At 64.0% G+C, this 26,399-nt stretch carries 19 protein-coding genes; 10 read left to right on the forward strand and 9 right to left on the reverse strand.

Going from position 1 to position 26,399, the window contains the following annotated elements; genetic code table 11:
- Nucleotides 1-9 precede the first annotated feature (9 nt).
- Nucleotides 10-1,863 carry a flagellar hook-associated protein FlgK gene (gene flgK, locus ACVNHC_RS14690; RefSeq protein ID WP_123194670.1) on the reverse strand — a complete coding sequence of 618 codons (1,854 nt, stop codon included), beginning with the start codon at nucleotides 1,861-1,863 and terminating at the stop codon, nucleotides 10-12.
- Nucleotides 1,864-1,936: 73 nt separating this feature from the next.
- A complete protein-coding gene (locus ACVNHC_RS14695; RefSeq protein WP_050472579.1) occupies nucleotides 1,937-3,322 on the reverse strand; it encodes a flagellar hook protein FlgE in 1,386 nt (461 codons plus the stop codon).
- A 270-nt stretch (nucleotides 3,323-3,592) separates the two neighbouring features.
- On the opposite strand from ACVNHC_RS14695, the gene ACVNHC_RS14700 reads away from it, so the two are divergent.
- From ACVNHC_RS14700 to ACVNHC_RS14730, 7 genes are all read left to right on the forward strand, one after another.
- Nucleotides 3,593-4,438 carry an AAA family ATPase gene (locus tag ACVNHC_RS14700; protein WP_058899420.1) on the forward strand — a complete coding sequence of 282 codons (846 nt, stop codon included), beginning with the start codon at nucleotides 3,593-3,595 and terminating at the stop codon, nucleotides 4,436-4,438.
- A 1-nt stretch (nucleotide 4,439) separates the two neighbouring features.
- Nucleotides 4,440-5,012, forward strand: a complete 573-nt coding sequence (locus ACVNHC_RS14705; protein WP_457167675.1) for a hypothetical protein — start codon at nucleotides 4,440-4,442, stop codon at nucleotides 5,010-5,012.
- 88 nt (nucleotides 5,013-5,100) lie between these two features.
- Entirely contained in the window at nucleotides 5,101-5,619 is a 519-nt protein-coding gene (locus ACVNHC_RS14710; protein ID WP_457167676.1) for a SixA phosphatase family protein, read from the forward strand.
- Nucleotides 5,620-5,688: 69 nt separating this feature from the next.
- Nucleotides 5,689-7,212: a YcjX family protein gene (locus tag ACVNHC_RS14715; RefSeq protein WP_457167677.1), complete on the forward strand. Its 1,524-nt coding sequence runs from the start codon at nucleotides 5,689-5,691 to the stop codon at nucleotides 7,210-7,212.
- Nucleotides 7,209-8,246 carry a YcjF family protein gene (locus ACVNHC_RS14720; RefSeq protein ID WP_457167678.1) on the forward strand — a complete coding sequence of 346 codons (1,038 nt, stop codon included), beginning with the start codon at nucleotides 7,209-7,211 and terminating at the stop codon, nucleotides 8,244-8,246. The genes ACVNHC_RS14715 and ACVNHC_RS14720 overlap by 4 nt, the downstream gene beginning before the upstream one ends.
- Nucleotides 8,247-8,361: 115 nt before the next feature.
- Nucleotides 8,362-9,465, forward strand: a complete 1,104-nt coding sequence (gene ppk2 / locus ACVNHC_RS14725) for a polyphosphate kinase 2 (RefSeq protein WP_186392013.1) — start codon at nucleotides 8,362-8,364, stop codon at nucleotides 9,463-9,465.
- Nucleotides 9,466-9,575: 110 nt separating this feature from the next.
- The gene (locus ACVNHC_RS14730) at nucleotides 9,576-10,751 is read left to right on the forward strand and encodes a vWA domain-containing protein (RefSeq protein WP_457167679.1); all 1,176 of its coding nucleotides are present in this window, start codon (nucleotides 9,576-9,578) and stop codon (nucleotides 10,749-10,751) included.
- Nucleotides 10,752-10,798: 47 nt separating this feature from the next.
- On the opposite strand, the gene ACVNHC_RS14735 is transcribed toward ACVNHC_RS14730, so the two are convergent.
- Nucleotides 10,799-11,230, reverse strand: coding sequence for a universal stress protein (locus tag ACVNHC_RS14735; protein WP_019964534.1), 432 nt, complete (start codon nucleotides 11,228-11,230; stop codon nucleotides 10,799-10,801).
- Between the two features lie 272 nt (nucleotides 11,231-11,502).
- Between ACVNHC_RS14735 and ACVNHC_RS14740 the strand changes: the two genes are divergently transcribed.
- The gene (locus tag ACVNHC_RS14740) at nucleotides 11,503-12,726 is read left to right on the forward strand and encodes an MFS transporter (protein ID WP_058899413.1); all 1,224 of its coding nucleotides are present in this window, start codon (nucleotides 11,503-11,505) and stop codon (nucleotides 12,724-12,726) included.
- A 258-nt stretch (nucleotides 12,727-12,984) separates the two neighbouring features.
- Here ACVNHC_RS14740 and ACVNHC_RS14745 read toward each other — a convergent pair whose 3' ends face one another.
- Both ACVNHC_RS14745 and ACVNHC_RS14750 read right to left on the reverse strand, forming a co-directional pair.
- The gene (locus tag ACVNHC_RS14745) at nucleotides 12,985-13,305 is read right to left on the reverse strand and encodes a 2Fe-2S iron-sulfur cluster-binding protein (RefSeq protein ID WP_058899412.1); all 321 of its coding nucleotides are present in this window, start codon (nucleotides 13,303-13,305) and stop codon (nucleotides 12,985-12,987) included.
- A gap of 97 nt (nucleotides 13,306-13,402) precedes the next feature.
- Nucleotides 13,403-13,765, reverse strand: coding sequence for an Hpt domain-containing protein (locus tag ACVNHC_RS14750; protein WP_197717685.1), 363 nt, complete (start codon nucleotides 13,763-13,765; stop codon nucleotides 13,403-13,405).
- Nucleotides 13,766-14,624: 859 nt separating this feature from the next.
- On the opposite strand from ACVNHC_RS14750, the gene ACVNHC_RS14755 reads away from it, so the two are divergent.
- Entirely contained in the window at nucleotides 14,625-20,312 is a 5,688-nt protein-coding gene (locus tag ACVNHC_RS14755; RefSeq protein WP_457167680.1) for an apolipoprotein A-IV repeat region-like domain-containing protein, read from the forward strand.
- A gap of 610 nt (nucleotides 20,313-20,922) precedes the next feature.
- Here ACVNHC_RS14755 and ACVNHC_RS14760 read toward each other — a convergent pair.
- The 4 genes from ACVNHC_RS14760 to ACVNHC_RS14775 all read right to left on the reverse strand — a co-directional run bounded on the left by ACVNHC_RS14760 (nucleotide 20,923) and on the right by ACVNHC_RS14775 (nucleotide 25,273).
- A complete protein-coding gene (locus ACVNHC_RS14760) occupies nucleotides 20,923-21,537 on the reverse strand; it encodes an ABC-type transport auxiliary lipoprotein family protein (RefSeq protein WP_123194677.1) in 615 nt (204 codons plus the stop codon).
- A gap of 115 nt (nucleotides 21,538-21,652) precedes the next feature.
- Nucleotides 21,653-23,305 (reverse strand): MCE family protein, encoded by a 1,653-nt coding sequence (locus tag ACVNHC_RS14765; RefSeq protein WP_050474158.1) that lies wholly within the window; start codon nucleotides 23,303-23,305, stop codon nucleotides 21,653-21,655.
- A gap of 10 nt (nucleotides 23,306-23,315) precedes the next feature.
- Nucleotides 23,316-24,116: an ABC transporter ATP-binding protein gene (locus tag ACVNHC_RS14770; protein ID WP_208977185.1), complete on the reverse strand. Its 801-nt coding sequence runs from the start codon at nucleotides 24,114-24,116 to the stop codon at nucleotides 23,316-23,318.
- Between the two features lie 8 nt (nucleotides 24,117-24,124).
- On the reverse strand, nucleotides 24,125-25,273 hold the full coding sequence (locus tag ACVNHC_RS14775) for an ABC transporter permease (protein ID WP_058899409.1): 1,149 nt from the start codon (nucleotides 25,271-25,273) through the stop codon (nucleotides 24,125-24,127).
- A gap of 110 nt (nucleotides 25,274-25,383) precedes the next feature.
- On the opposite strand from ACVNHC_RS14775, the gene dgcN reads away from it, so the two are divergent.
- A complete protein-coding gene (dgcN, locus tag ACVNHC_RS14780; protein WP_457167681.1) occupies nucleotides 25,384-26,397 on the forward strand; it encodes an N-acetyltransferase DgcN in 1,014 nt (337 codons plus the stop codon).
- Nucleotides 26,398-26,399: the final 2 nt, after the last annotated feature.

A 26,399-nucleotide genomic window follows, 5' to 3' on the forward strand; every position in this document is an offset into this window, starting at 1 on the left:
GCCTGCCCCTTAGACCGAGTTCAACAGCGTTTCAAACATCTCCCGGGCCGCCTTGAGCACCCGGGCATTCGACGTGTAGGCATTCTGCAGCTGGATCAGGAACCCAAGCTCTGCATCGACATCGACCGAATATTCTTCCTCATGCCGGATCGCCAGGTTCTGGGTCAGAGCCGTGTGGGATGCGGCGGCCTGCTTGCTGGTCTGGGCCTGCTCGCCCTGATAGGCGACAACCTGATTGACGAAATCGGAGACCGACCCGCGGAACGGCGAGCCCTCGGTGCCCAGTCCGGTCGACGAGGAGAAGAAGAAGTTCGTCTTGCTGATCGCATCGGCCAGAAACTGCGGACGGCTGCTGTCCTTTTCGGAGTTGCTGACCGGCGTGGTCTCATAGATCACCAGCTTGGAAGCGTCCTTGGGCAGCTCCGAATTGAGCATGATCGATCGGGCATAGCCGGTCTTTTGCCCGCCGGACTCCAGGGCACCGGTGTAAAGCGCCTCGCCTGCCCTGCCATCTGTAAAGAGCGCAAGGCCCAGTCCCTGATTGGAACTGCCGGTGACAGTCACATTCGCCTTCAGCGACGTTACGGAGGTGTTGGTCCCCGTGTCGCCCAGAATGCGCAGCTGGTCCGAGCCATTGTTGGCGACATCCAGATCCGTCGCGCCGAGCGCTGCAATCATCTGGGTGATGTAGTTGGCAGGATCACCGCTCGAAATGTCGATGCCGAAAACCGTGTCGGAAGGATCGGCCGTGACGTTGGGATCCAGCGGCAGCAGCGCCGGATCCTGGACAGCAACGAAGGTCACATTGCGCTGAACACCGCCAGAGTCCCGGTAGCTGAGAGACACCGTGTTGCCGGGCTGAAGGGCCGAAACGTCAAGCGTGAACCCGCTTTCGGGGGCGACAGTGGTCGCAGTGCCGGCCACATCCACGTTGGAAAATGCAAGTGACAGCTGCGAGGCAATCTCATCCAGCTGCGCCTGTGCCTCGACAAGCGTGTTGTCGCGCAAATCGACGAGCGCCATCAGCGAGCCGGAGCTGGACGTTCTGGACAGGTCCTGCGTAAGGCCACCGGGAGCTCTCAAGGTGATCTGGTTGCCGGACTGTCCAGGCAGAAGAGTGCTGGCCGGCGTGAAGCTCAGCGTCGAGGCCTTGCCATCCACAAACAGCGACTCGCCGTTGTTCGTGGTGATGTTGACCGTGTTGTTGTCGCCCTTGCTGATCCGGATATCCAGGTAGCCGCTCAGCTGCTCCAGATACCGGTCGCGTTCATCCAGCAGGGAAACCTCGGAAACACCCGCGGTCTGGGACCTGGAGATCTTGGCTTCAATGTCCTGCAGCTGCTTCAGCAGCTGATTGACCTCGCCCACCTGAGAGGCAATGGTCCGGTCTGCCTCCTTGCGCATGTCCTCGAAGACGCGATAGGTCGAGTTCAGCTCCTTGGCCATAAGGTTGGCGGTGCTGAGAACCTCCTGCCGGGCGGCATAGCTGTCGGGAGACGTAACAAGAGCAGCCAGAGACGTGTTGAGCCTGGACATCAGCGAAGGCAGAGACCCTGCATCCGCAAGTGTGCCGAGCGTGGCATCCATCCGGTCTGTGTAACTGGCCTTGGTGGTGGAATAGGCCGTATCTGCACGGCTGTTCCAATAGGCCATCTGGATGGATTCATTGACTTGGCGCGTGATGTCACTCGACAGGATGCCGGAGACATTGCCATTCTTGTCAAAGTAGACATTGGCCGTGATCCGCTTGGCCGTGTAGCCTTCGGTCTTGGCATTGGCCACATTGGCCGCAGTCAGGTCGATCTGCTTCTGATTGTAGTTCAGACCGAACAATGCCGTATTCAGCGCCGAAGTCAGACCCATTTCACGCCTCCGAAGTCCTTTGGAAGCGGCGGCGCACCTTCCTGGGCGCCGCCTGCACGATCAGTCAGCCTGATCAGCGGATCATGTTGAGAGCATCCGTCAGCATCTTGTCCGAGGAGGTGATGACCTTGGAGTTGGCCGAATAGGCCTGCTGGGTGATGATCAGCTTGGAAAACTCGGTCGCGATGTCCGAGTTCGAAGATTCGAGGTTATTGGCGAGAACTGCACCGCCTTCGCCGAATTTCGGCTCGCCGGACGTCGGCGTGGCCGCGAAGGCTGCACCGTCGACGCGGCGCAGATTCTGCTCGGCCTGGAAGGTCGCAATCGGAATCTCGTAGACCGCGCGCTGCTGATTGTTCGAGTAGGACGCGGTGATCCGGCCGGCCTCATCGATCGACAGGCTGACAACCTGACCGGCCGGATAGCCGTTCTGCTGGATATCAAGGCTGCTGACGATACCGGCGTCATCGTTGAACTGGGTCAGCGAGCCATTGTCGAAGGACAGTTCCACGTTCCCCGCATTCACGCCGCCAACGGTAAGGTTGTCGATGGTGAAGCTGGTCGCCGATGCCGTGTTCGGGGCAGAAGGTGTCAAGGTGTTCATGACGCCCGAAGCGGTGAAGTCAACCTCACCGACGAGGCTCCAGGCGGTCGCCGTCGCAGGGGCGGTTTCGCCGGTGTTGTAGTAAAGGTTCCAGGTGTTCGCCGAAGTCTGCGCCCAGCGGAGCGACACGCTCACCGGGGCACCGTTTGCATCATAGACGGTCTTGGAGCCGCCGGAGATGGAGGAGTCCACGAAGGCCTGCTGATCCGCCACGGTGATGTCGGACGTGGTCGTGATCGACGTGGAGCCGCCCGTCTGGAGGTACTGGCTGCCCGGGGTGTTACCGGCAGCGACCGCACGGTTTGTCTTGGGGAAGGTCGGCAGGTTGGCCTGATAGGTCATCTCCGTCGTTGCCTTCGACGGCATCGGCTTGTCATCAATCTGGATCACCGAAGGCGCATCACCGATGGCGTTGCCCGTCAGCGGATCCAGCGGGAAGCCCTTCAGGTAGTAGCCCGAGCTGTTGACGAGGTAGCCAGACTGATCCCGCTCGAAGTCACCGGCGCGGGTGTAGTACTGGGTGTCGGCAAAAGTGGTCTTGCCATCCACCACATCGGAAGCCTGGGTCACCACGAAATAGCCGGGGCCGTTGATCGCCATATAGGTATCGACCTGAGCCTGCACGATCGGGCCAGCCACCGTGTTGGTGGCACGCGAGGTGGCTGCGGTGGTGCCGCTCTGCTGCTTGGCCTGGGTACCGCCACCACCGCCGGCAACCATCTCCGAGAAGGTGGTGTCGAGGCGCTTGAAGCCCACGGTCTGAGAGTTGGCAACGTTGCCGGAGATGTTCTCAAGCGCCCTTGACTGCGCCGCCAGCCCGGAGATTGCTGCGTTGATAGCCCCGTAAATACCCATGATGAATCCTCGTCAGCACTGGAACCCGAAGGTTTTTCCTGCCCTGACTTGGCAAAGGCCGTGCCATTTCCAGTCAGAAACATAAGTCACTGTTTTTATTTCATATTTTTTCTGACCGCTGTTTCCAGAATAGAAAGTTGCCGGAACTTTCCTGCCGGTGAGGGAAGAAACTGCCGGGCGCAACCGGCAATTCCGTCCCTGCCCGGCAAGGCTTGCATGGGGACGGGCGCCCCCCTACTCTGCCCGCAACAGTCAGTTTGCGAGGCACGCATGCGCTTTGAGGGAACACGGGATTACATCGCCACGGACGACCTGCGGGTTGCGGTCAATGCGGCGGTGGCGCTGGAGCGGCCGCTGCTGGTGAAGGGGGAACCGGGCACGGGCAAGACCGTGCTCGCCCATGAAGTCGCCAGAGCTCTTGGTGCGCCGCTGCTGGAATGGCACGTCAAGTCCACCACCAAGGCGCAGCAGGGCCTTTACGAATATGACGCCGTCTCCCGCCTGCGCGACAGCCAGCTGGGCGATGAGCGGGTGCGCGACATCCGCAATTACATCCGCAAGGGCAAGCTCTGGGAGGCCTTTGAAAGCCCGGTGAAGCCGGTGCTGCTCATCGACGAGATCGACAAGGCCGACATCGAGTTCCCCAATGACCTCCTGCAGGAACTCGACCGGATGGAGTTCTTCGTCTACGAGACCGGCGAAATGGTGAAGGCCCGCCAGCGGCCCGTGGTGATCATCACCTCCAACAACGAGAAGGATCTGCCGGACGCCTTCCTGCGACGCTGCTTCTTCCACTACATCCGCTTCCCGGACCGGGAGACCATGGCGGAAATCGTTGCCGTGCATTTCCCTGGCCTCAAGGACAAGCTGCTGCGCGAGGCGCTGAACCTCTTCTATGACATCCGCGACGTGGCGGGCCTGAAGAAGAAGCCCTCAACCTCCGAGCTGATCGACTGGATCAAGCTGCTGCTCAATGAGGATATCGATGCTGACGCGCTGCGCGAACGCGATCCGCGCAAGCTTGTCCCGCCGCTGCATGGCGCCCTGCTCAAGAACGAGCAGGACGTGCATCTGTTCGAGCGGCTGGCCTTCATGGCCCGGCGGGAGCAGCGCTGAGATGACCTTCAGGACGGCTCTGACGAGATGGCACCGCGTGGCGGCAATTTCTGCCGCGCTGGCTTTTGCCCCGGCCGTCCTGCCTGCCTCTGCCCAGATCGCGGCGCCGTCCGTGCAGAACGAATACGAGGCCGGCTGGATCAACGACGCGCAGGGCATGCGCCATTTCACCGGTTTCCGGTGCCCCAACGAGGTCGGCGGGCTGACGCGCTCCAAGGTGATGCCCACCCTCGACACCCGTGTTGCCAGCTGCATCTATGTAGACGAAACAGGCGGCATTCAGGTGGTGATCAGCGCCTTTCAGCAAGGCACGGCACGGCGCGAGGCAGGCAAGTTCAAAACCGGGTATCAGGCGGCGGGCTACAAGGAGCTTGATCTCTCCGGCATCGCCGCCAGCGGCATCACTTTCACCACGGGCGGCGACCAGAGCCGCATGCTGTGCGAGACCTTGTGGCCCATGTCCGGTAAGCATGCGGACTACACCGTCTGGATCCATTACTCCCTGCCCTTCCACGAGCAAGCCGTCGAGCCCGCCTTCAATGCGGTGGTGGAGATGCTGAAGGCACAGAACTGATTTCCTACGTGGAACCACAGGGCTGCCTTGCCAGAGGACGCCGCACCCCTCAGGATGGCTGCGACAAATGCCAACCGGAGACACGCCCTTGCCGCGACTGCTGCTTCTGCGCCACGCCAAATCCGACTGGAGCACATCGGGGCTTCATGACCATGACCGCCCGCTCAATGCGCGGGGCGAGGATGCCGCACGGCGGATGGCACGCTGGATTGCAGAAGAAGGCCTCAAGCCGGATCTCATTCTCTGCTCCACCGCCCTGCGCACCCGCATGACGCTGGCGGCCCTGCTGCCTGTATTGGGTCATGAGACGGAAATCCGTCTGACCCGGCGCATCTATGAGGCCAGCGAGAGCGACTACATCAGCTTCCTGCGTGATGAGGGCGGCGAGGCGGAAACCCTGATGCTGATCGCCCACAATCCGGCCACCCATGACACGGCCTGCGAGCTGGCCATTCCCGGCTCCGGCGTGGGCTGGGCGGCACTGGAAACCAAGTTCCCGACCGGCGCCCTGGCGGTGCTGGAAAGCCCTTCCCCCTCCTGGTCCGGCCTGCTGCCGCTGAGCTGCACGCTGCAGCATTTCATCCAGCCTCGCCTTCTGCCGGAGTGATCCGCTCTCCGGCGCATTTGCGCAAGGGATCCGGCCTTCCCATATGAAGGCCGGAGACACAGGACAGACATGAAACTCTCTTCCCTTGCCGATGAGGCGCTGCTGGCGCTTGAGAACCTGGCCGAAAGCGCATCCGGTCTTGGCGTGCCCACCTTGCGGCTGGGCGTCACCGGCCTTGCAAGGGCCGGCAAGACCGTGTTCATCACCGCCCTCGTCCATAATCTGCTGCATGGCGGGCGCCTGCCGCTGTTCGATGCCGCAGCCGGGCGGCGCATCACCCGCGTGTCGCTGCAGCCGCAGCCGGACGATGCCGTGCCGCGCTTCGACTATGAGGCGCATGTGGACGCGCTGGTGAAGGAGCGGATCTGGCCCCAGTCCACCCGGCAGGTGTCGGAACTGCGGCTGACCATCGAATATGAATCGGCCTCCTTCCTCACCCGCAAGCTCGGGCGCGGCAAGCTGCATCTCGACATCATCGACTATCCCGGCGAATGGCTGCTGGACCTGCCGCTGCTGACGAAGGACTACCGTCAGTTCAGTGCCGAAGCGATGACGCTGGCCCGCTCGCCTGCCCGTGCGTCCGTGGCCTTGCCTTATCTCTCGGAGCTGGCACGGCACCACCCTGCTGCCCCTGAAAGCGAAACGGATGCGCGGGCGCTGGCCAAGGCCTTTACCGCCTATCTCGCCGGCTGCCGGGCAGAAGAACATGCCCTCTCCATGCTGCCTCCGGGCCGCTTCCTGATGCCGGGCGATCTTGACGGCTCCCCCGCCCTCACCTTCGCCCCGCTGGCCCTGCCGGAGAGCGGACAGGCACCGGCAGGCTCGCTCTGGGCCATGATGGAACGGCGCTACGAGGCCTACCGCAAGCATGTGGTGCGGCCCTTCTTCCGCGAGCACTTCGCCCGGCTCGACCGGCAGATCGTGCTGGTGGATGCGCTGCAGGCGCTGAACGCCGGACCTGATGCCCTGCGCGATCTGGAGACGGCGCTGGGGCAGGTCCTCACCTCTTTCCGTCCCGGCAAGGCAAGCTGGCTGGCCTCGATCCTGACCCGCCGGATCGACCGCATCCTCTTTGCCGCCACCAAGGCCGACCACCTGCACCGGGACGATCATGACCGGCTGGAAGCCATCCTGAAACGGCTGGTGACGCGGGGCATCGAGCATGCCGAATTCAGCGGCGCAGAGGTGGATGTCCTGGCACTCGCCGCCGTCCGTGCCACCCGCGAGGCCACCGTCCGACACGCCGGCGAAGAGCTTCCGGCCATCCTCGGCACCCCGCTTCCGGGCGAGCGCGTCAACGGTGACAGCTTCGACGGGAAAACCGAAATCGCCATGTTTCCCGGGGACTTACCATCAGATCCGGAATCACTTTTCCAATCGCTTGAATCAAATTCTGCGAGAGTTCAGAGCCTTGAATCTGAATCAGAACGTGAAGCACATGCACGCCTTGATTCTTCACATGAAGACGGCCTGCGCTTCGTGCGCTTCCGCCCGCCGCATCTGGAGCGGACCGCCGAAGGGCTGACGCTGTCCCTGCCCCACATCCGGCTGGACCGGGCGCTCAACTTCCTGATCGGAGACCGCATCGCATGAGCGAGGAGACCCGCAAGCCCCGCCGCCCCACGGCCTTCCGCCTCGATGACGAGCGGGTGCGCTTCGACGATGGCTCGCTCGGCGCGCCCTTGCGCAACGAGGCCCGCATCGTGCCCAGCGGTGAGCCGGAGGAAGATGCCCTTCTGCCCGCCGAACCGCGCTCCGCTCCCTTGCGCTTTGGCCGCTGGCTGGCAGGTGGCCTTTTCGGCCTTGCCATGCTGGCCCTCGGCCTCTCGGTGGATGCGCTGATCCGTGACCTCTTCGCGCGCACCGACTGGCTGGGCTGGATGGGCCTTGCCCTCACCGTGCTGGCTGTTCTCGGTTTCCTCGGACTGGCGGTGCGGGAGGTCTTCGGCCTGATGCGCCTGTCCCGCATCACCCACCTGCGGCAGGCGCTGGCCGATGCAGCAGAGGCGGATGACGCCAAAGCTGCCCGCGCCGCGCTGACGGATCTGATCGAACTCTACAAGGATAGGCCGGAGACAGCCCGTGGCCGCGCCGCGCTCAAGGCGCATATGGCCGAAGTCATCGACGGGCGCGACCTGGTGGTGCTGGCCGAACGCGAGATCCTGGCGCCGCTGGATGCCGCCGCCCGGCGCATCGTCAGTGACAGCGCCAAGCGCGTCTCCGTCATCACCGCCGTCAGCCCGCGGGCCGCGCTTGATCTCGTCGTGGTGCTGTCGGAAAACATCCGCATCATCCGCCGCCTCTCGGCGCTTTATGGCGGGCGGCCCGGCACCGCCGGCTTCCTGCGCCTCGCCCGGCAGGTGGGCACGCATCTGGCCGTCACCGGCGGCATGGCGGCAGGCGACAGCCTCGTCTCGCAGGTGCTGGGCCATGGCCTCGCCGCCAAGCTCTCGGCTCGGCTGGGGGAAGGTGTCATCAACGGCCTGCTGACCGCCCGCATCGGCGTTGCGGCAACGGATGTTTGCCGCCCCGCCCCCTTCATCGGCCAGCGCGGCCCGCGCATTTCGGATTTCCTGTCCGAACTGACCCGCAGCAGCGCGGACGTGAAAGACGGCAAGGCGGAATGAGCGGTTTGGCAACCCGCCCTTGAACGGACTTGCACTTTTCCCTTGATCCCGGTCAAGGCAGCACTTGATGTTTCTGTTAGCCTGCATCGGTTGAAATGGCTGAGGAGGCAAGCCCATGGACGATCGCACTGTAACCCGCAAGCCGCGCGGCACCCGCCCGGCACCTGCCGCGGATGCAGTTCTCCCGGTGACTGCAGACAGTGCTGAGGCCGAGGCAACGCCTTCCGGCGTTGCAGAGACACCGGCGGAAGCGGTGACGGCACCGCAGCCGGGCACCGAGCCTGTGGCAGCACCCGAAGCAGCCCCTGAACCGGCCATCGCTCCCGTTGCCGCCGCACCGCGCAAGACGCTCGCCGAAATGCGCCATGATCCGGCAGCCATTCATGAGCTGTTTGAAAGCGGCAAATACCCCTATGCCACGCCGATGCGCCGCGCCCCTTACGAGCAGCGCAAGGCAAAGCTTCAGGCCGAACTGCTGAAGGCGCAGCGCTGGATCAAGGAAACCGGCCAGCGTGTCGTCATCCTGTTCGAGGGCCGCGATGCTGCCGGCAAGGGCGGCACGATCAAGCGCTTCATGGAACACCTGAACCCGCGCGGCGCCACCGTCGTTGCCCTGCAGAAGCCGACCGAGCAGGAGGCCTCGCAATGGTATTTCCAGCGCTACATCAATCACCTGCCCTCCGGCGGCGAAATGGTGTTGTTCGACCGCTCCTGGTACAACCGGGCGGGCGTTGAACGCGTCATGGGCTTTTGCAGCGCCAGCCAGTATCTGGAATTCATGCGCCAGTGCCCGGAGATCGAGCGCATGATGGTGCGCGACGGCATCCGCCTGTTCAAATACTGGTTCTCCGTCAGCCGCGAAGAACAGCGCCGCCGCTTCATGGAGCGCCAGACCGATCCGCTGAAACAGTGGAAGCTCTCCCCCATCGACATTGCCTCGCTTGACAAGTGGGACGACTACACCGAGGCCAAGGAGGCGATGTTCTTCTACACCGACACCGCCGACGCCCCCTGGACCATCGTCAAGTCCGACGACAAGAAACGCGCCCGGCTGAACTGCATGGAGCATTTCCTCCACTCCCTGCCCTATCCGGACAAGGACACCCACCTCGTTGGCGTGCCGGACCCTCTGATCGTCGGCGCCGCCCATCACGTCATCAGCCACGACACCCACATTCTCGGCAAGACATTGCACCCGGAGATGAAGCCGGGCGGGTAATGCCAAGGCTTTCGATGCTGATGCATCGCGCCTTGAAATTGCCCAAGCGCCGCACGGGCTATGCCAAAAGCAATCTCGACAGGCGTGATGGACAGGCCTAACCTCCGGCCATGTTCATCACGTTCTTCTCAGAGCTGAAAAGCGCCGGGGTGCCGGTCTCCTTGCGGGAATATCTCGACCTGATGCGTGCGCTGGAGCTGGATCTGGCCGGGCGGCGGGTGGAGGATTTCTATTATCTCGCCCGTACTGCGCTGGTGAAGGACGAGAGCAATCTCGACCGCTTCGACCGGATCTTCTCGCAGGTCTTCAAGGGCCTCGACCTCCTCTCCGACGCTCCGCAGGCGGAGATCCCCGAGGAGTGGCTGCGCAAGCTCGCCGAAAAGCACCTCACCGAAGAGGAAAAGGCGCTGATCGAAAGTCTCGGCGGCTTCGACAAGCTGATGGAGACGCTGAAGCAGCGGCTGGAAGAGCAGAAGGAGCGCCATCAGGGCGGCAACAAGTGGATCGGCACGGCCGGCACCTCCCCCTTCGGCGCCTATGGCTACAATCCGGAAGGCATCCGCATCGGCCAGGCAGAAAGCCGCCACCGGCGGGCCGTCAAGGTCTGGGACAAGCGCGAGTTCAAGGACCTCGACGATACGGTTGAACTGGGCACCCGCAACATCAAGGTGGCGCTGAAACGCCTGCGCCGCTTCGCCCGCACGGGCGCAGCCGACGAGCTGGATCTCGACGGCACCATCCGCGCCACCGCCCACAAGGGCCTGCTCGACGTGAAGATGCGGCCCGAACGGCGCAACGCGGTGAAGGTGCTGCTGTTCTTCGACATCGGCGGCTCGATGGACGACCACATCCGCGTCTGCGAGGAGCTGTTTTCCGCTGCCCGGTCAGAATTCAAGGTGATGGAGCATTTCTACTTCCACAATTGCCTCTATGAGCATGTGTGGAAGGAAAACCGCCGCCGCCATTCCGAGCGCATGCCCACCATGGACGTGCTGCACAAGTACCCGGCGGATTACAAGGTGATCTTCGTCGGCGATGCCTCGATGAGCCCCTATGAAATCGCCTATCCGGGCGGGTCGGTGGAGCACTGGAACGAAGAGGCCGGCGCCGTCTGGATGCAGCGGATCACCAGCCTCTATGGCCGCGCCGCCTGGCTCAACCCGGTGCCGGAAGCCCACTGGGACTACACCCATTCCATCCGCATGATGCGCGAACTGATGGGCGGGCGCATGTATCCCATGACCCTCGAAGGCCTGACGGATGCCATGCGCGATCTGGCGCGGTAGGGGCGCCTTCCGGCAAACCCGGAAAACGCCCCATCACGGCTGAAACCTCACTTCTCCGGACGCAGCACCAGCACCGAGCAGGGGGCGTGCCGGACAACGTGGGCGGCGTTGGAGCCGATGAGATAGGTGGCAAGGCCCGGGCGGTGGGATTCCATCACGATGAGGCCCGCCTTGATGAAGCGCGCTTCCTCGATGATCTCGTGATAGACGCTGCCGCTGCGCACCACGCCCGAGACACGCCCGTCCGCCAGTCCCATGCCCTTGGCCAGGTCTTCCAGCATGGCACGGGTTTCGCCCATGGCCTTGCTCTCGAAATCTTCCGGCAGGTAGCTGGCAATGAAACCTTGCGTCTGCGCCAGAACCGCGACGAGACGGACCTTGCTGCCATAGTCATTGGCAAAGCGTGCTGCAGCCTCCAGGGCCGGGGCGGAAAACTTCGGTTCAGCCGGATCCACCGGGACCAGAATGGTGTCGAACATGGCACGTCTCCTCTTTGCATATCATTGAGCCAAGAGAAGCTTGCCTCCCGGCTCGACTTCCTGCGTTGAGAAAGATCAAGAATTTTTGCGGCTTTTCGATGAAATGCTGCCCGCAGACGGCAAAACCGGGCAAGCCGGCTCATTTTGCCGAATACATGGTTCCAGCCTTTGCTGACCTTGCGCAAGAGCGCCGGATCTGTGCCTTGTAAGAACCACTGCCCCGCCGCTGAAGACGGGCGCAAGATATCCTTCCCATTCTGGCATGGCCGATCATGAGCTTCTTCACGAAAACCGCAGACCCGATGACCGCAACAGGCTGGCGCTCGCCGCTGATGCTGCTGATGCTCATGGCCGGGGCGATGCAGCTGTCCTTTGCCGGATGGTGGAACCTCGTCAACAATTTCGCCGTGCACGAGCTGGAATTCACCGGCCGCGAGATCGGCATCCAGCAGTCGATCCGCGAGATTCCCGGCTTTCTCGCCTTCACTGCCGTCTATCTGCTCCTGGTCATGCGCGAGCAGACGCTGGCCTATGTCTCCCTCGCGTTGCTCGGGCTCGGCGTCGCGGCGACGGGTTACTTCCCCTCAGCCATGGGCTTCTACCTGACAACCTTCATCATGTCGGTGGGCTTTCATTATTATGAGACCATGGCCCAGTCCCTGTCGCTGCAATGGCTGCCCAAGGCAACGGCGGCAGCGGGCATGGGCAAGATCCTGGCCGTGGGTGCCTTCGCCCAGCTGATCGCCTATTCGCTGATCCTCGTCGGCTGGAAGGCGTTTGATCTCAGCTTCACCACCGTCTTTCTCATCTCAGGCCTCACCACCTTCGTGGCTCTGGCCGCGCTGCTCATCATCTTCCCGCGTTTCCGCGAAGGCGTGCCCCAGCACAAGAAGCTGGTGCTGCGCAAGCGCTACTGGCTTTATTACGCCCTCACCTTCATGGCCGGTGCGCGGCGGCAGATCTTCACGGTATTTGCCGGTTTCCTGATGGTCGAGCGCTTCGGCTATGACGTGCATGAGGTGGCCGGTCTTTTCCTGATCAACGGCCTCATCAACATGCTGATTGCCCCGAAGATCGGATCGATGATCGTGCGCATCGGCGAGCGCCGGTCTCTGGCCATCGAATATTCCGGCCTCTTCTGCGTCTTCGTGGGCTATGCCTTCGTCACCAACGCCCATGCGGCTGCGGCGCTTTATGTGATCGATCACATGTTCTTCGCCATCGCCATTGCCATGCGCACCTATTTCCAGAAGATCGCCGACCCGGCCGACATCGCCCCCACCGCAGGCGTTGCCTTTACCATCAACCACATCGCTGCGGTTTTCATTCCGGTGGTCTTCGGCCTGCTGTGGCTGGTGTCTCCGGCGGCGGTGTTTCTGGCGGGCGCCGCCATGGCGCTGACCAGCCTTGCCCTCTCCCGCCTCATTCCGCTCAACCCGGACACCGGCAACGAGGTCGACCTCCCCTGGCGGCGCACGCTCCGCCCGGCGGAGTGAGGGCTACTTGGGGCCGGGAGCTGGTCAGGCCGCCAAACCGTTCCCCCTCCATCGTCATCCCGGACGCAGCGAAGCGGAGATCCGGGACCGGTGAGCCGGGGCGACTGTTGATTGGAAGCGATGGCAGAGCCGAAAGGCCTTGGCTCACCGGTCCCGGATCGCGCGGAGCGCGTCCGGGATGACGATGGAAAGGCTGAAGGACATAAACAAAACGGCAGGCTTCAGGCCTGCCGCAGCATCCCTGTTTCCGGGCAGGCCTCAGGCCTGCCGCTCCGGCACATGCACCACGATGCCGTCCAGCTCATCGCTCATCTTGATCTGGCAGGACAGGCGCGAGTTGGGCTTCACGTCATAGGCGAAATCCAGCATGTCCTCTTCCATCGGGTCCGGGGAACCGGCGCGGGCGGACCACTCCTCGTCCACATAGACATGGCAGGTGGCGCAGGCGCAGGCGCCGCCGCATTCGGCCTCGATGCCGGGGACCATGTGCTTGATGGCGCTTTCCATGACGGTGGCGCCGCTGGCGGCCTCCACATCGTGACGGGCACCGTCAGCGGTGATGAATGTGATTTTCGGCATGATGATCGCGTCCATCCTGCGGGGGGAAGATTGATCCACACGACATAAAGGTTCGGACGCAAAGGTCAAGAACCGCACACGCGGCAAAAGGGCAGGATCAGCCCTCGATCAGTTCGCGGATGAAATCGTTCGTCTCGCCCACGAGGCTGACGAGCGTCAGGAAGGCAGGGGAACTCCCCTCCCGCAGTTCCTCTTCCACCGTGTCGCAGACATCGGCCAGGCGCAGCGCCCCGATGCCGCGCGCCGAACCCTTGAGACTGTGCACCAGATCGGCCTGGTGCTGGCGGTCATCGGCGGCGGAGAGTTCGCTGATCAGCGTCTTCGAGCGGGCAAGGAAAAGCTTGAGAACCTCCTGCTGGAGTTCCCGGTTGCCAAGGGTGTTCGTTGCAAGCTGCGCAAGATCGATCGGGGCATGCCCCCCGTGACGGACAAAGCGGTCCGTGCTGCCCTTGCTGGCCATATTCGCCATCCCAGCCACCCCGTTACTCATGAACACAGGCCGGGGCTCGGCCCGGCTTCCTCAGGTTTTGTTACCCGAATGAATGCCCGCCTGTCCGCAAAGGTGAGGTTAAGATCCCCAGCTCAAACCGTTGCCAATCCGCCTCTCTGCGCAACAAAGTGAATCTTTGGTTAACACGAATAAAGGAATTTTAGATATTCGCGCAGGCAAGCCTCCCCCACCCTGCGCTTCGCACACGCAGCTGACGTGAAATGGCAGGCGCTGCTGCCCTGCAGGGGCTATTTCCCGGAAGCGGCGAGGACGGCCTTGCGTCCTGCCTCCGTCAGGCGGCAGACGAGCCAGTCCGGCTTGATTGGGTTGGAAAACCAAGGCTCTGCCCAGCCTGCGGCCATGCAGGCGCGGATCGTAGCAGGGGGAATGGTGCGCCCCTCATCGTCAAAAAGTGGAAGTTTTCCACCGGCCTGCGCCAAGCCTCTGGCAAGCCACTTGAGCTGTGCCGCAGAGGGCTTTTTCGCACCAGCTGCCTCAGGTCCGGCGCTGTCTGCGGGGCCGCCGGAGGACGATCTTACGTTGCGTTGACTCATGGCTTCACCACCTCCGGCAGGCTGACTCACAATGGCGTTTCTTGTTCCTTAACGCAGATTGTGCCATTACGTTGTCTGATGCGGCAAGATGGGGAAAAGGCCGCCTGACTCAGCGTCAGGCAGCCGATGCGGCGGCACCCCGCCCTGCCATGTCCAAGCGGCGGACGGTTTCTGCGTCAGAATCGAGGCGGAGGCAGACCCGGAACGGCGCGGGAAAAAGTGCTCGGTGGCTCAGGCCTCCGATTTGTAATGAGTTCGGATGTGAGGCGATCCAGATGGCAAATCCCCCGAAGGTGAAAGACCCGGCGGAAGCGGCACTGTCGGCAGTTGAAGAGGCGCTGAAGCTCGACTTCGGCGGCCCCGCAACGGCAGCGGGCAGCGAAGACGGGGCCCGTGCGGCCCTTGGCGAAGCGGCACGCGCGGAAAGACCGGGCAGCGGATCTGCCGATGCAGCAGACAGCACGGCGTCCACCGAAGGGCGCCGGGGCCGGGGACGCGGCGGACGCCCGCCTGCGGCCAACGACGACCGCCGCACCATCGGCAACCTGATCTTCGCCCTGCAGCGCCGGCCCTCGGCTGCCCCCTTCTGGGTGGCGCTGGTGCTGAGCGTGGTCTGGGGCGCCATCGGGTCGATCCTCACCATCTCCAGCTTCGGCACGCAGATCGAAGCCCTGTCCAGCGGCGCGGGCCTTTCCGCAGCCCCCGGCCTGGTGCTTGCCGGCGTTGCCATCGCCGTACCGGTCCTGTTCTTCTGGGTCATGGCCATGATGATCTGGCGTGCGCAGGAAATGCGCATCGTCGCCCGTGGCATGACGGAAGTGGCCCTGCGCCTCGCAGAGCCGGAAGACATGGCCAAGGAATCGGTTCTGTCCGTCGGTCAGGCCATCCGCCGCGAAGTCGCTGCGATGGGCGACGGCATCGAGCGGGCCATTGCCCGCGCCAGCGAGCTGGAAGTCCTCGTCCATAACGAAGTCTCCTCGCTCGAGCGCTCCTATAACGACAATGAGCTGAAGATCCGCGCCCTCATCGAGGAACTGGTCAGCCAGCGCGAGGCCATCCTCGCCAATGCCGACCGGGTGCGCGATTCCATTTCCGGCGCTCACGAAAGCTTTGCCGGCCAGCTGTCCGCCACCTCCGAGGAAATCGCCCGCACCGTCGAGACGGCCACCTCCCGTCTGGTGGGCGCCGTGGAAGACCGCATCAACGAGCTGACCAGCTCCGTCGACAGCCGCATCGACGCGCTCAGCTCCTCGCTCAATGCCTCCGGTTCCGAACTGGTCGACGCCCTCACCGACCGCGCCGGCGACTATGTGGCCCGCCTCACCTCTTCGGGCAGCGAACTGGTCGACAACCTGTCGCGCACCGGCAATGACATGTGGGAGACGCTGACCACCCGCGGCAAGGAGGTCAACGACCGCTTTGCCGAAACGGCCAGCAACTTCGTCGAGACGCTGGATGTGCGCGGCGGCGAAATCACCACCACCCTCACCCTGCGCACGCAGGAATTCACCGAGGCGCTGGAGCGTACCGGCAATTCCGTCGGCGAGACCATTGCCCTGCGCGGTGACGAGATCAACGCAACCCTGTCCCTCACCTCGGGCCGCCTGATCGACACCATCTCCGCCCGGACCGATGAGCTGATCACCACCGTCGACACCCGCGTGTCGCAGCTGGATGCTTCGCTCAGCGACACCGGCGAGCGCGTGGTCAGCAGCATCACCGAGCGTGGCCAGGCCGTTACCGACGCCATCTCCTTCAAGGGCGCCGAGATCGTCGAAACCCTCGCAGAGCGCAGCTCCGAGGTCGCAGAGATCCTGCGCGGCACCGGCGAATCCATCGTTGTGGACCTGTCCCTGCGCGGCGGCGAAATCGCCTCCAAGCTCGATGCAACCTCCTCCAGCCTCGCCGAGACCATCACCGGCCGCGGCGGCGACCTGGCGGACCGCCTTGGCTCCATCAGCGAGCGCATCGAGACGGCCATCACCGTGCATGGCGCCGAACTCGACACCCGCCTTGGCGCCCGCGGCACCGAAATGGCCCTGCTCATCGAGAGCCAGACCATCGGCTTCCGCGAGACGCTGCAGGCAGCTTCCTCGGAAATCTCCAGCTCGCTCGGCCAGCGCACCACCGAACTTGCCCAGAAGCTGGCCGAAACCGGCACCGAACTCGCCCGCCTCATCGGCACCCGCGGCGAGCGCGTCAGCGCCGACATCGGCTCCGTGGGCGACCGCATCGCCGAGACCATGGAACTGCGCGGCCAGGCCCTGCAGGAAGGTCTTGCGACCCACCTCACCGAGCTGGAAAAGATCGTCACCGAGCGCGGCTCGCAGCTGGTCGAAAGCTTCGACAGCCGCTCCACCGTGCTGGCGCAGACGCTCGACAGCCGTCTGGAAACCCTCGACCAGACCTTCGAGCACCGCGTTGGCGGGCTTGACCTGGCACTCGACAGCCGCATCAGCCGCATCGACCAGACCTTCGATGCACGCATCGGCGGGCTGGAGACGACCCTCAGCGACAACATCAACCGCTTTGACCAGACCTTCGAAGCCCGGGCCAGCAGCCTTGACGCTGCCCTCGACAGCCGCCTTGGCCGTCTGGACCAGACCTTCGACAGCCGCATCACCACGCTGGACACGGCGCTGGGTGACAGCATCCACCGTCTGGACCAGACCTTCGAAATCCGCGCCAGCGGCCTTGATGCCTCGCTCGACAGCCGCATCAACAGCTTGGATCTGACGCTGGAGCAGCGCACGGCTGCCTTCGAGGCGGCGCTGGAAACCCGCACGGTCATGCTGTCCGACGCGATCAGCACCCGCACGGAACTGCTCAGCGAGACGCTGGAACAGAAGTCGCGCACCATTGCCGACGTTCTGGCCGACCGCTCCGACGCAATCACCTTCGAGCTGGCACGGCGCGTGGAAACGGCCGGCGAATCCCTCGCCGACAAGGCCGACACCGTGGGCCGCCTCATCGGCGAGCGCGTGGATCAGGCTGCCGAAGCCATCTCCGAGAAGGCCGATCATCTCGCCCAGAGCATGATTGCCGGCACCGAGCGGATCGACCAGACCCTCGACAGCCGCGCCCGCCAGATCAGCGAAACCCTGATTGCCCGCACCCGCGAGATCGCCAAGGCCTTCGTCGACGGCCAGACCGAGATGGCGCAGGCACTCGACAGCCGTCTGGACGAGGCAGGCTCCGTTCTGGCCCGCCAGAGCGCGGAACTGACCGAATCCCTCTCCGAGCGGATTGCGGAAATCAACGTGTCGCTGGGCGCCAAGGTCTTCGAAGTGGCCGAAACCCTCGACAGCCGCGCCAGCCAGCTGGAAACGGTGCTGACCGACCGCCTGTCCTCCATCACCGGCACCCTGTCGTCGGAGACCGAGCGCGCCCGTCTGGTTCTGACCGAAGCCATGCAGGATGCCACCTCGACGCTGAGCGGCGAGAGCACCCGTGTCCGCGAGATGGTGCTCGACGCCGTCACGCAGGCCGCTTCCGCCCTCTCCGAAGAGCGCAGCCGCACCGTCGAGACGGTCAGCACGACCTTCTCCGACGTCACCGGCAAGCTGTCCGGCGAAGGCGACCGCCTGCGCCAGCTGGTGCTGGGCGCCGTGGGCGAAGCACGCGGCGTGCTGGTGGGCGAAAGCCAGCGGGCGGCAGAAACCGTTACCAGCGCCATGGCGCTGGCCACCGGTTCGCTGTCGGGCGAAGGCGAGCGCATCCGCGACATGGTTCTGACCGCAGTTGGTGAAGTGCGCGGCGTGCTGGAAGGCGAAAGCCAGAAGGCGGCCGAGAGCGTCACCGGCGCCATGACCGTTGCCACTGGCTCCCTCTCCGGCGAAGGCGAGCGCATCCGCAACATGGTGCTCAGCGCCGTTGCAGAAGCGGCCCGTTCCATGGCCGTGGAGAGCGAAAAGGCCCGCACGCTCTACGTCAGCACGCTGGCCGAATTCTCCGGCTCGCTCACCGGCGAAAGCGACAAGGTGCGCGGCGACCTCGCCCGCACGATTGCGGAAATCTCCGGCAACCTCAACGCCGAGAGCGAGCACGCCCGCGTCACCCTCACCCGCACCGTGGAAGAGATGCGCAATCTCATCTCCGGCGAGGCGGATTCGGTGCGCAGCCGCGTCAGCGGTGCCGTGCAGCAGGCCGCCGAGCTGCTGTCGCAGCGCGGCCATGCCGTTGCACAGGAAATGCTCGAAAAGGCTGCGGCCCTCAACGAGGCCTTCTCCTCGCAGAGCGCCGAGTTCAGCAAGCTCGTGGGTGAGGACGGCAACCATCTGGTCGCCGCCATCGAAACCCGCGCCAATGAACTCACCGGCCGTGTGTCCGAGATCCACCGTGCCATCCTTGACGCCATCTCCGTCAAGGGCCGCGACGTCACCGAGAGCTTCGCGCAGCGCGGCCTCGAGGCGACCCGTTCGCTGGTGGAAGCGGGCGACCGCATCATCAACGGCCTCGACGAGCGTAGCAACCGTGCCGTCAACGTGCTGGAAGAGACCAAGCTGCGCCTGGAAGCCGACGTTTCGGCCATCCTGGACCGCCTCGACCAGTCGAACAGCACGCTGCATCAGGTGATGGCCGATGCCGGGCAGAACCTGTCGGACGTGGAAACGAACCTGGCCCGCCGGGCCAGCGAGTTCCGCTCCGCCGTGGACCGTGCCGTCGCAGAAACCAGCTCCTCCACCGGCCTCATCGATGGTCAGGTCGGCGCGCTGCGGGATATCTCGACCACGGTTCTGGCCGACATCAAGGCCCTGTCGACCCGCTTCGACCAGCAGAGCCAGGATCTCATCAGCGCGGCCCGTCACCTCGAGGAGACGAACCGTCTGGTCGAGGGCCGCGTGGCCGAGCGCAAGACCGCCATTGAACAGGTGGCCGACACGCTGCTGGCCAAGACCGAAACGGTCGACACGCTGATGCGCACCTTCACCAGCACGCTGACGGAAACGCTGGACACGGCCGATGACCGGGCCCGCGAAGCCGCCACCATGCTCTCGGCCTCTGCCGAAGCCGCCTCGCGTCAGGTGGCCGAGCAGTTCGAATCCATGCGCCTCACCGCAGGCATGGAAGGCCAGCGCGCCCGCGATGCCATCCGCGCCGTGCAGGACGAGATCATGAAGGAAATGAGCCGCACCGTGACGGAAGCACAGGAGCGGTTCGGCGAAGCGGCAACCCGCATGCGGGACGTCGCCCGCGAAGTGCACCGCGAGTTGGAAGCAACCCGTCAGGAGTTGAAGCAGGGCGTTCTCAACCTGCCGGAAGAGGCGGAAGAGTCGTCTGCCGCCCTGCGCAAGGTCGTCAACGAGCAGATCCGCGCACTCAGCGAGCTGTCGGACATCGTTGCCCGCCAGTCCAACGCGCTGGATATCTCCCGCCCGCAGGAGCGTGCCGTTGCAGCCAGCGCAGCCCCGGCTGCCAGCTACAGCGCCCCGAGCCGTCCGGCCGCCCCTGCCCCGCGCAGCGAGCCGGAACCGCGGCCTGCCGCAACCCGCCGCCCGGCCGCAGCCCCTGCTCCCGAGCAGGCGCCGGAAGCTGGCAGCGGCAAGGGCTGGGTGAGCGATCTGCTGCGCCGCGCCTCGCGTGACGAGGATGGCGGCAAGGCAACCCGCACGCCGCTGCACATGGTCGAAAGCCTGAACTCGCTGTCCATGGACATCGCCCGGGCCATCGACCATGAGACCTTCATCGACCTGTGGGACCGCTACAAGCGCGGTGAGCGGCATGTCTTCACCCGCCGTCTCTACACCCTGCAGGGTCAGCAGACCTTTGATGAGATCCGCCAGAAATACGGCCGCGATCCGGAATTCCGCACGGCGGTTGACCGGTACATCGCCGATTTCGAGCAACTCCTCACCCAGGTCTCGCGCAATGACCGTGACAACATGCTGGGTCAGACCTACCTGACCTCGGACACGGGCAAGGTCTACACCATGCTGGCCCACGCAAGCGGCCGTCTGGACTGAACCAGTCTGACCTGAAACAACAAAGCCCGCCGGAGCGATCCGGCGGGCTTTTTGTTTAGGGCCGATGAGCACCCAGACGCAGCAGAGCGGGATCCGGCCGAAGGTTGCAGAACCAACAGGCAGGAAATCCCTGACAGGTCCCGGCACAAGGCCGGGACGGCGCGGTGGGGATGTTCAGGCAGTGCCCGGTCACTTCGGGTAGAGTGGCCGGAATTTCCTGCGATAGGAGATAAGCTCTCTCCGCCGTCCCGGCCTTGTGCCGGGACCTGTGAGGTGGGCACTGCTTCCTGCTCTTGCCACAACCTTTGAGCCAAGGTCCGCTCGTTCGCAGAGCGGTGAGGTTGAGGTCCGGCGCAGAGGCTTGCTGCCGAGGGGAGCTTGCCGCCCGGCAACAGACAATTTCATTTTCTCTTCAAACGAGCGGGCCCCGGCTCGCGCTGCGCTTGGCCGGGGTGAATTCACACCAAGGCTCAGAGCTGCTTACGCATCACGCCTTGCAAAGGCTCAAACGCCGCACGGGCTTGACCAACTCCCGATGAGGCAAGCTCAGCTGGAGTTGGTATCAGTGCCGGTTACCAGTCCCCTGCCCTGCCTCGAGCCCTGCCTCAGGTCAGACCTTGGAAATGACCCAGGCCGCAAGTTCGGCGAAGACCTGCCCTGCGGCGGTGTTCATGGCGCGCACGGCCTGATCGACAGACTGGCCGCCGGAGGCCACCTCGGCGCGGAAGACCATGCTGTCCACCGTCCGGCCGTTGCGGTCGTTCACGAGCCGGGCTGCAATCTCGACGACGCCGCGCGCACTGCCGGCGATATTCAGTTCAAAGGAGCGGATCTCGGTCTGGAGCTGATAGTCGATCAGCAAGCCATCCCCCGGCATGCCGACCCCGCGCAGGCGGCGGGTGTTCTCCAGCGTCCGGACGATTCCGGTCTGCACCACATTGCCAAGCTGATCGGCCCAGGCGGCCTGCGGGAAATAGGTGTAGACCGGCCCCTGCTGCACCACCGCAATGTTGCTGCTGTCGAGCGCCTGCAGCGCCTTCGGCACGGCGACCAGCACCTGCACGGGCTTGCGTGCCCCTTCTGCAGCGGCAGCCGCCGGAGCCTCAATGCCATAAAGCGCATTGGGAGCTGTGGAGGCACAGGCAGACAGGCCGGCCGCCAGGGTTCCGAGCCCCAGAAGCGTCAATGCGCGGCGGCGGTTGATCAGCGTTACAGCGTCGGTCATGCCCTTCGTCTTCCCGGCCTGTGCCGTTCCTTGCCAAGCCGCAGCGCCTCAACGCCATGGCCCTGTTTCGTCAGTGCTTCATCCGCCGGACTGCCCGGCAGGGCAGCCCCCGGTCTCAGCGCCGCTGCCCGCCGTTGAAGCGCGGCACATCGTCCCCACCAAAGATCACCCGGTTCGGCGCGCGGTCAAAGTTCTCGATCGCCCGCTGCAGCGTGATGAAGGTGCGGTTGACCTGCCCCAGCGTCGCCGCCAGATCAGCCGAGCCCTGTGAAGCGAACTTCGACAGGCCGTCGGCGATACCGCCCGCACGGCTTTCAAAGGCCTCCGCCACCTTGCGGATGGCCGTCATCGCCTTCGTTGCCTCGGTGATCAGGCCTTCGCCGTCGCCATCGACCATGGTGTTCACCTTGTCCATCAACCCGTCCAGCTTCTGAGACGAGGTGTTGAGGTTGGCAGCAACCGTCTTTGCGTCCGTGATGATCTGGTTCACATCGTCTGTGCGAGCGGAAAGGTCAGCCGACATGCGCTCCACATTGGTGGCTGCATTGCGCGCCGAGGCGATCGTCTCGGCAATGGCGTTGCCCTGCCCGGCAATGGCGCTGACCGTACGGTCCACCGCATCGACAATCGAGGATATGCGCGCCGGATCGATCGCGGCGACCACCTCACCGGTGTCATCCACGGTCTTGATCAGGCCGGCGAGCAGCTTTTGCGCATCCCCGATCAGCGTGACAATATCGTCCTCACGGCTGCGGATCGTCTGCGCCACTTGGTCCACATGGGCCATCGTGCTGGTCGTGCTGCGGATCAGGTCGTCAATGTCGGACGAGCGGTTGGACAGCACATCGCCAAGGCTCGCGGCACCTGCCACCACACGCTGCACCTCTTCCGGCTTCACCGCATTGACCACCGCCTCGACCTGCGTCAGGGAGGAGTTCATGCGCTCGGTGAACTGCTGCACATTGGCCACGGCGGAGCTGGCATCGCCCATGATCTGGCGGATTTCGGGCCCTGCGGCCTTCAGTGAATCCGAGAACTCGGTGATATTGACCACCAGTTCCTCAACCTTGTCATCCGGCACTGCAGCCAGGATACGTTCCCCCTGCATCACCAGCCCTTCCAGCTTGCCGGACAGCGAGCTGAAGGCGACCGTGGCCTCGCCGATGGAGGCCATGAAGTCCTTCACGCCATCGGAGTTCTGGGCCAGCGCAGCAGAGAATGTCTCGACATTGCGCATGGTGGAGGCGATGACCGGCTGGTTTTCGCGCAGCACATCGTTGATGGCTTCCAGCGTGGTATCCGCCTTGCGCAACACATCGCGGCCATTCTCCAGCACATCATCGAAGAAGGAGCGGTCGGCATAGATCACCGGCTCCTTGCCTTCGTTCAGCGCATCCAGAAGCAGCCCGGTGTCCGTCGTGCCGCCCTTCAGGTCCACATAGGCAACGCCGGTCAGCCCCTGGAAGCCGAGAGTGGCCCGCACATCCTTGCGCAAGGGCGCATTGGGCGAAACGCGAATGGTTGCAATGACGATACGCGGATCCTGCGGGTCAAAGTCCAGGCCCGACACATCGCCCACCTTGATGCCGTTGAACAGCACCTGCCCGCCGACGGGCAAGCCGGTCACGGCGCCCGGAAAGACGACCTTCACATTGATGCTCTTGCCGGAATCGGCCGCAGCCGCCAGCCAGTAAATGAACAGGAATGCCGCGACGAGAATGCCGAGAACGAAGCCGCCGATCATCACGTAATTTGCACGGGTTTCCATCAGCTGCCTTTCAAACCCTGCGCAGGGCGCGTTCGCCCCGGAAGTAGGATTTCACCCAAGGGTGCTCGCTCTTCATCATGTCATCCACTGTGCCGGCCAGCAGAACCCGCTTCTCGCCCAGAACCGCAATACGGTCGCAGATCGAATGCAGGCTATCAAGGTCATGTGTCACCATATAAACGGTCAGACCCAGGGTTTCACGCAACTTGGCGATCAAACCGTCGAAGGCCGCAGCGCCAATCGGATCAAGGCCCGAGGTCGGCTCGTCGAGAAACACCAGATCCGGATCCAGCGACAGCGCACGGGCAAGGCTGGCACGCTTGACCATGCCGCCGGACAGCTCGGATGGATATTTATCCGCCGCATCGCGCGGCAGGCCCACCAGCTCCAGCTTCAGAAAGGCGAATTCATCCATCAGCCGCTGCGAAAGCCCGAGATATTCGCGCATCGGCACCTGGATGTTCTGCTTGACCGTCAGCGAGGAGAACAGCGCGCCCTGCTGGAACAGCACCCCCCAGCGCCGCTCGATCCAGTTGCGCTCGTCCGGAGTGGCGCTGTCGAGGTCCTGGCCGAACACGGAAATGCGGCCAGCACGCCGCGGGGTAAGGCCGAGGATGGCCCGCATCAGCACCGACTTGCCGGTTCCCGACCCGCCGACGAACCCCAGCACCTCACCCCGGTAGACATCAAGATCCAGCTTGTCGAGGATGATCTTCTTGCCGAAGCCGACCGTGACGCCGCGCGCAGACAAGAGAACCTCCCGCTCCCGCGCAGGCTGAACCGTCTCATCCAGGGCGTCAGCAGTGCTCATCATGGCCCTTATACGTTGATGGCTGCAAAGAAGATGGCAAAAAGACCATCAACGACGATGACAAGGAAGATCGCCTTCACAACAGACATGGTGGTGTGACGGCCAAGGGAGTCAGCCGAACCGCCGACCTTCAGGCCTTCCACACAGGCAATGAGGCCGATGATCAGCGCCATGAACGGTGCCTTGACCATGCCAACGATGAAGGTCTGGACGGTGATGGCTTCTTCCAGACGGTTCAGATAGGCCGCTGGCGGGATCTCCAGATACCACCAGGTTACAAGCCCGGAGCCAGTCAGCGCCGCAAGATCAGATACGAAGGTCAGCACGGGCATGGCCGCCATCAGCGCCAGAAGGCGCGGCAGAATCAGCACCTCCGTCACATTGAGGCCAATGACCTGCAGGGCGTCGATTTCCTCCTGCATCTTCATGGAGCCAAGCTCTGCCGTAAAGGCCGAGCCGGACCGGCCGGCCACCATGATGGCGGTCAAAAGAACGCCGATCTCGCGCAGAACCAGCACGCCCGCCAGATCGACGACAAAGAGGTCTGCGCCAAATTGCCGCAAATAGAACCCGCCCTGCTGGGCGATGATGGCACCGATCAGGAAGCTCATCAGCGCAACAATCGGCACGGCCCCGATGCAGGACTTGTCGAATTGCACCGCAATGGCAATGCCGCGCAGGCGCTTGGGCTGAAACAGAACCGTGGCGACAACCGTGCTGAGCGAGCCCAGGATGTGCAGCATGGCGATGAAATCCTGCCATGCCTCAACCACCGACTTGCCGGTCGCTTCCATCAGATTGATCAGCATGCCCTGCCGCGGCTCATGGCTGGGCGGTGGCGGATGGTGGGCATCCACCTCGTTCAAGAGGATCTGCTGCTCCGGCCGGAGCCCTTCGACGCGCACACGCGTGCCTGAAAACTCGATACGCCCGCGCAGCCTGTGAATCAGCCAGGCGCCCGCCGTATCCAGCGCGCGCAGATCCGTAAGATCCAGCACAAGCTCAAGCTGCCCCTGCTCGCTGACAAGACCTTCCACGATCGCTTCGGCTTCCATGGCCGTGCGGATCACCCAGTCACCGGACAGGGCAACGGTCACGGCCTGTCCGTCATGGGTGGCCGTGCATCTGGGAGCGAGCAGTTGAACCTGTAATGTCATGCGTGCTGACGCAACCCCTTGCCGCTTCGAAGGACTACCCCCTATACCTGAGAGAAAGGCAGGCCGTCCAGACGCGCGGCCGGTGACAATCAATAGAGGCGGATCACATAATGGATATTGCGAACCCTTACCTGATGTTCCTTGGCGACGTGCCGGATGCGCTGGCGGCAAAGACGGCGCTCGGCGTGGTCGACTGGCGCCGGGACTGGTGCATCGGGCAGAATCGCCTGCCGGGGTGCCAGGCGGATGCCGGCCTGCCCGATATGACGATCCCGGCCGCGGCCAAGGCCGGCGCCAGGACCATGATCGTCGGCGCCGTGAATGCAGGCGGGCGCCTGCCGGATCACTGGGTTGCCTCCATCGTGGAAGCGCTTGACGCGGGGCTGGATGTGGCCAGCGGGCTGCATGTGCGCCTCGGCTCCATTCCCGCGATCAAGGAAGCAGCAGAGCGCAATGGCCGCCAGCTGTTCGACGTGCGCCACTCCGACATGACCTTCGCCACCGGCAAGGGCTCCAAGCGCAGCGGCAAGCGCATCCTCACCGTCGGCACCGATTGCTCGGTCGGCAAGAAGTACACCGCCCTCGCCATGGAGCGCGACATGCGCGCCCGCGGCTATGACTGCGACTTCCGCGCCACCGGCCAGACCGGCGTGTTCATTTCGGGCCGCGGCGTTGCCATCGACGCCGTGGTGGCCGATTTCATCTCCGGCGCCGTGGAATGGATTTCCCCGGCAGCGGACGAAAGCCACTGGGATGTGATCGAGGGTCAGGGCTCCCTGTTCCATCCGTCCTTCTCGGGCGTGACGCTTGGCCTGCTGCATGGCGCGCAGCCCGATGCCTTCATCGTCTGCCACGAGCCAACCCGCCGCACCATGCGCGGTGTGCAGACGCCCCTGCCCTCCATTCAGGAGGTCATCGACCTGACGATCCAGTGCGGCAAGCTGACAAATCCGGACATCCGTTGCATCGGCATTGCGGTGAATACGGCTGCCCTTGGCGATGCGGAAGCACAGGCCTATCTGGTGGAGCTTTCCGCAAAGTACAGCCTGCCCGCGACCGACCCCGTGCGCTACGGCATGGCCAAGGTGGTGGACAAGGTGGTTGAAATCTACGGCGAAGCCTGAGC

The sequence above is a fragment of the Pannonibacter sp. Q-1 genome, from assembly GCF_054073275.1.

What these genes read in the sequence shown, in the direction of transcription:
- ACVNHC_RS14760 (WP_123194677.1), bottom strand. Translation starts at nt 21,537, where the DNA reads ATGACCGACGCTGTAACGCTGATCAACCGCCGCCGCGCATTGACGCTT.
- ACVNHC_RS14775 (WP_058899409.1), bottom strand. Translation starts at nt 25,273, where the DNA reads ATGACATTACAGGTTCAACTGCTCGCTCCCAGATGCACGGCCACCCAT.
- ACVNHC_RS14750 (WP_197717685.1), bottom strand. Translation starts at nt 13,765, where the DNA reads ATGGCCAGCAAGGGCAGCACGGACCGCTTTGTCCGTCACGGGGGGCAT.
- ACVNHC_RS14715 (WP_457167677.1), top strand. Translation starts at nt 5,689, where the DNA reads ATGAAACTCTCTTCCCTTGCCGATGAGGCGCTGCTGGCGCTTGAGAAC.
- ACVNHC_RS14730 (WP_457167679.1), top strand. Translation starts at nt 9,576, where the DNA reads ATGTTCATCACGTTCTTCTCAGAGCTGAAAAGCGCCGGGGTGCCGGTC.
- ACVNHC_RS14695 (WP_050472579.1), bottom strand. Translation starts at nt 3,322, where the DNA reads ATGGGTATTTACGGGGCTATCAACGCAGCAATCTCCGGGCTGGCGGCG.
- ACVNHC_RS14765 (WP_050474158.1), bottom strand. Translation starts at nt 23,305, where the DNA reads ATGGAAACCCGTGCAAATTACGTGATGATCGGCGGCTTCGTTCTCGGC.
- ppk2 (WP_186392013.1), top strand. Translation starts at nt 8,362, where the DNA reads ATGGACGATCGCACTGTAACCCGCAAGCCGCGCGGCACCCGCCCGGCA.
- flgK (WP_123194670.1), bottom strand. Translation starts at nt 1,863, where the DNA reads ATGGGTCTGACTTCGGCGCTGAATACGGCATTGTTCGGTCTGAACTAC.
- ACVNHC_RS14755 (WP_457167680.1), top strand. Translation starts at nt 14,625, where the DNA reads ATGGCAAATCCCCCGAAGGTGAAAGACCCGGCGGAAGCGGCACTGTCG.
- ACVNHC_RS14735 (WP_019964534.1), bottom strand. Translation starts at nt 11,230, where the DNA reads ATGTTCGACACCATTCTGGTCCCGGTGGATCCGGCTGAACCGAAGTTT.
- ACVNHC_RS14720 (WP_457167678.1), top strand. Translation starts at nt 7,209, where the DNA reads ATGAGCGAGGAGACCCGCAAGCCCCGCCGCCCCACGGCCTTCCGCCTC.
- ACVNHC_RS14745 (WP_058899412.1), bottom strand. Translation starts at nt 13,305, where the DNA reads ATGCCGAAAATCACATTCATCACCGCTGACGGTGCCCGTCACGATGTG.
- ACVNHC_RS14740 (WP_058899413.1), top strand. Translation starts at nt 11,503, where the DNA reads ATGAGCTTCTTCACGAAAACCGCAGACCCGATGACCGCAACAGGCTGG.
- ACVNHC_RS14705 (WP_457167675.1), top strand. Translation starts at nt 4,440, where the DNA reads ATGACCTTCAGGACGGCTCTGACGAGATGGCACCGCGTGGCGGCAATT.
- ACVNHC_RS14700 (WP_058899420.1), top strand. Translation starts at nt 3,593, where the DNA reads ATGCGCTTTGAGGGAACACGGGATTACATCGCCACGGACGACCTGCGG.
- dgcN (WP_457167681.1), top strand. Translation starts at nt 25,384, where the DNA reads ATGGATATTGCGAACCCTTACCTGATGTTCCTTGGCGACGTGCCGGAT.
- ACVNHC_RS14770 (WP_208977185.1), bottom strand. Translation starts at nt 24,116, where the DNA reads ATGAGCACTGCTGACGCCCTGGATGAGACGGTTCAGCCTGCGCGGGAG.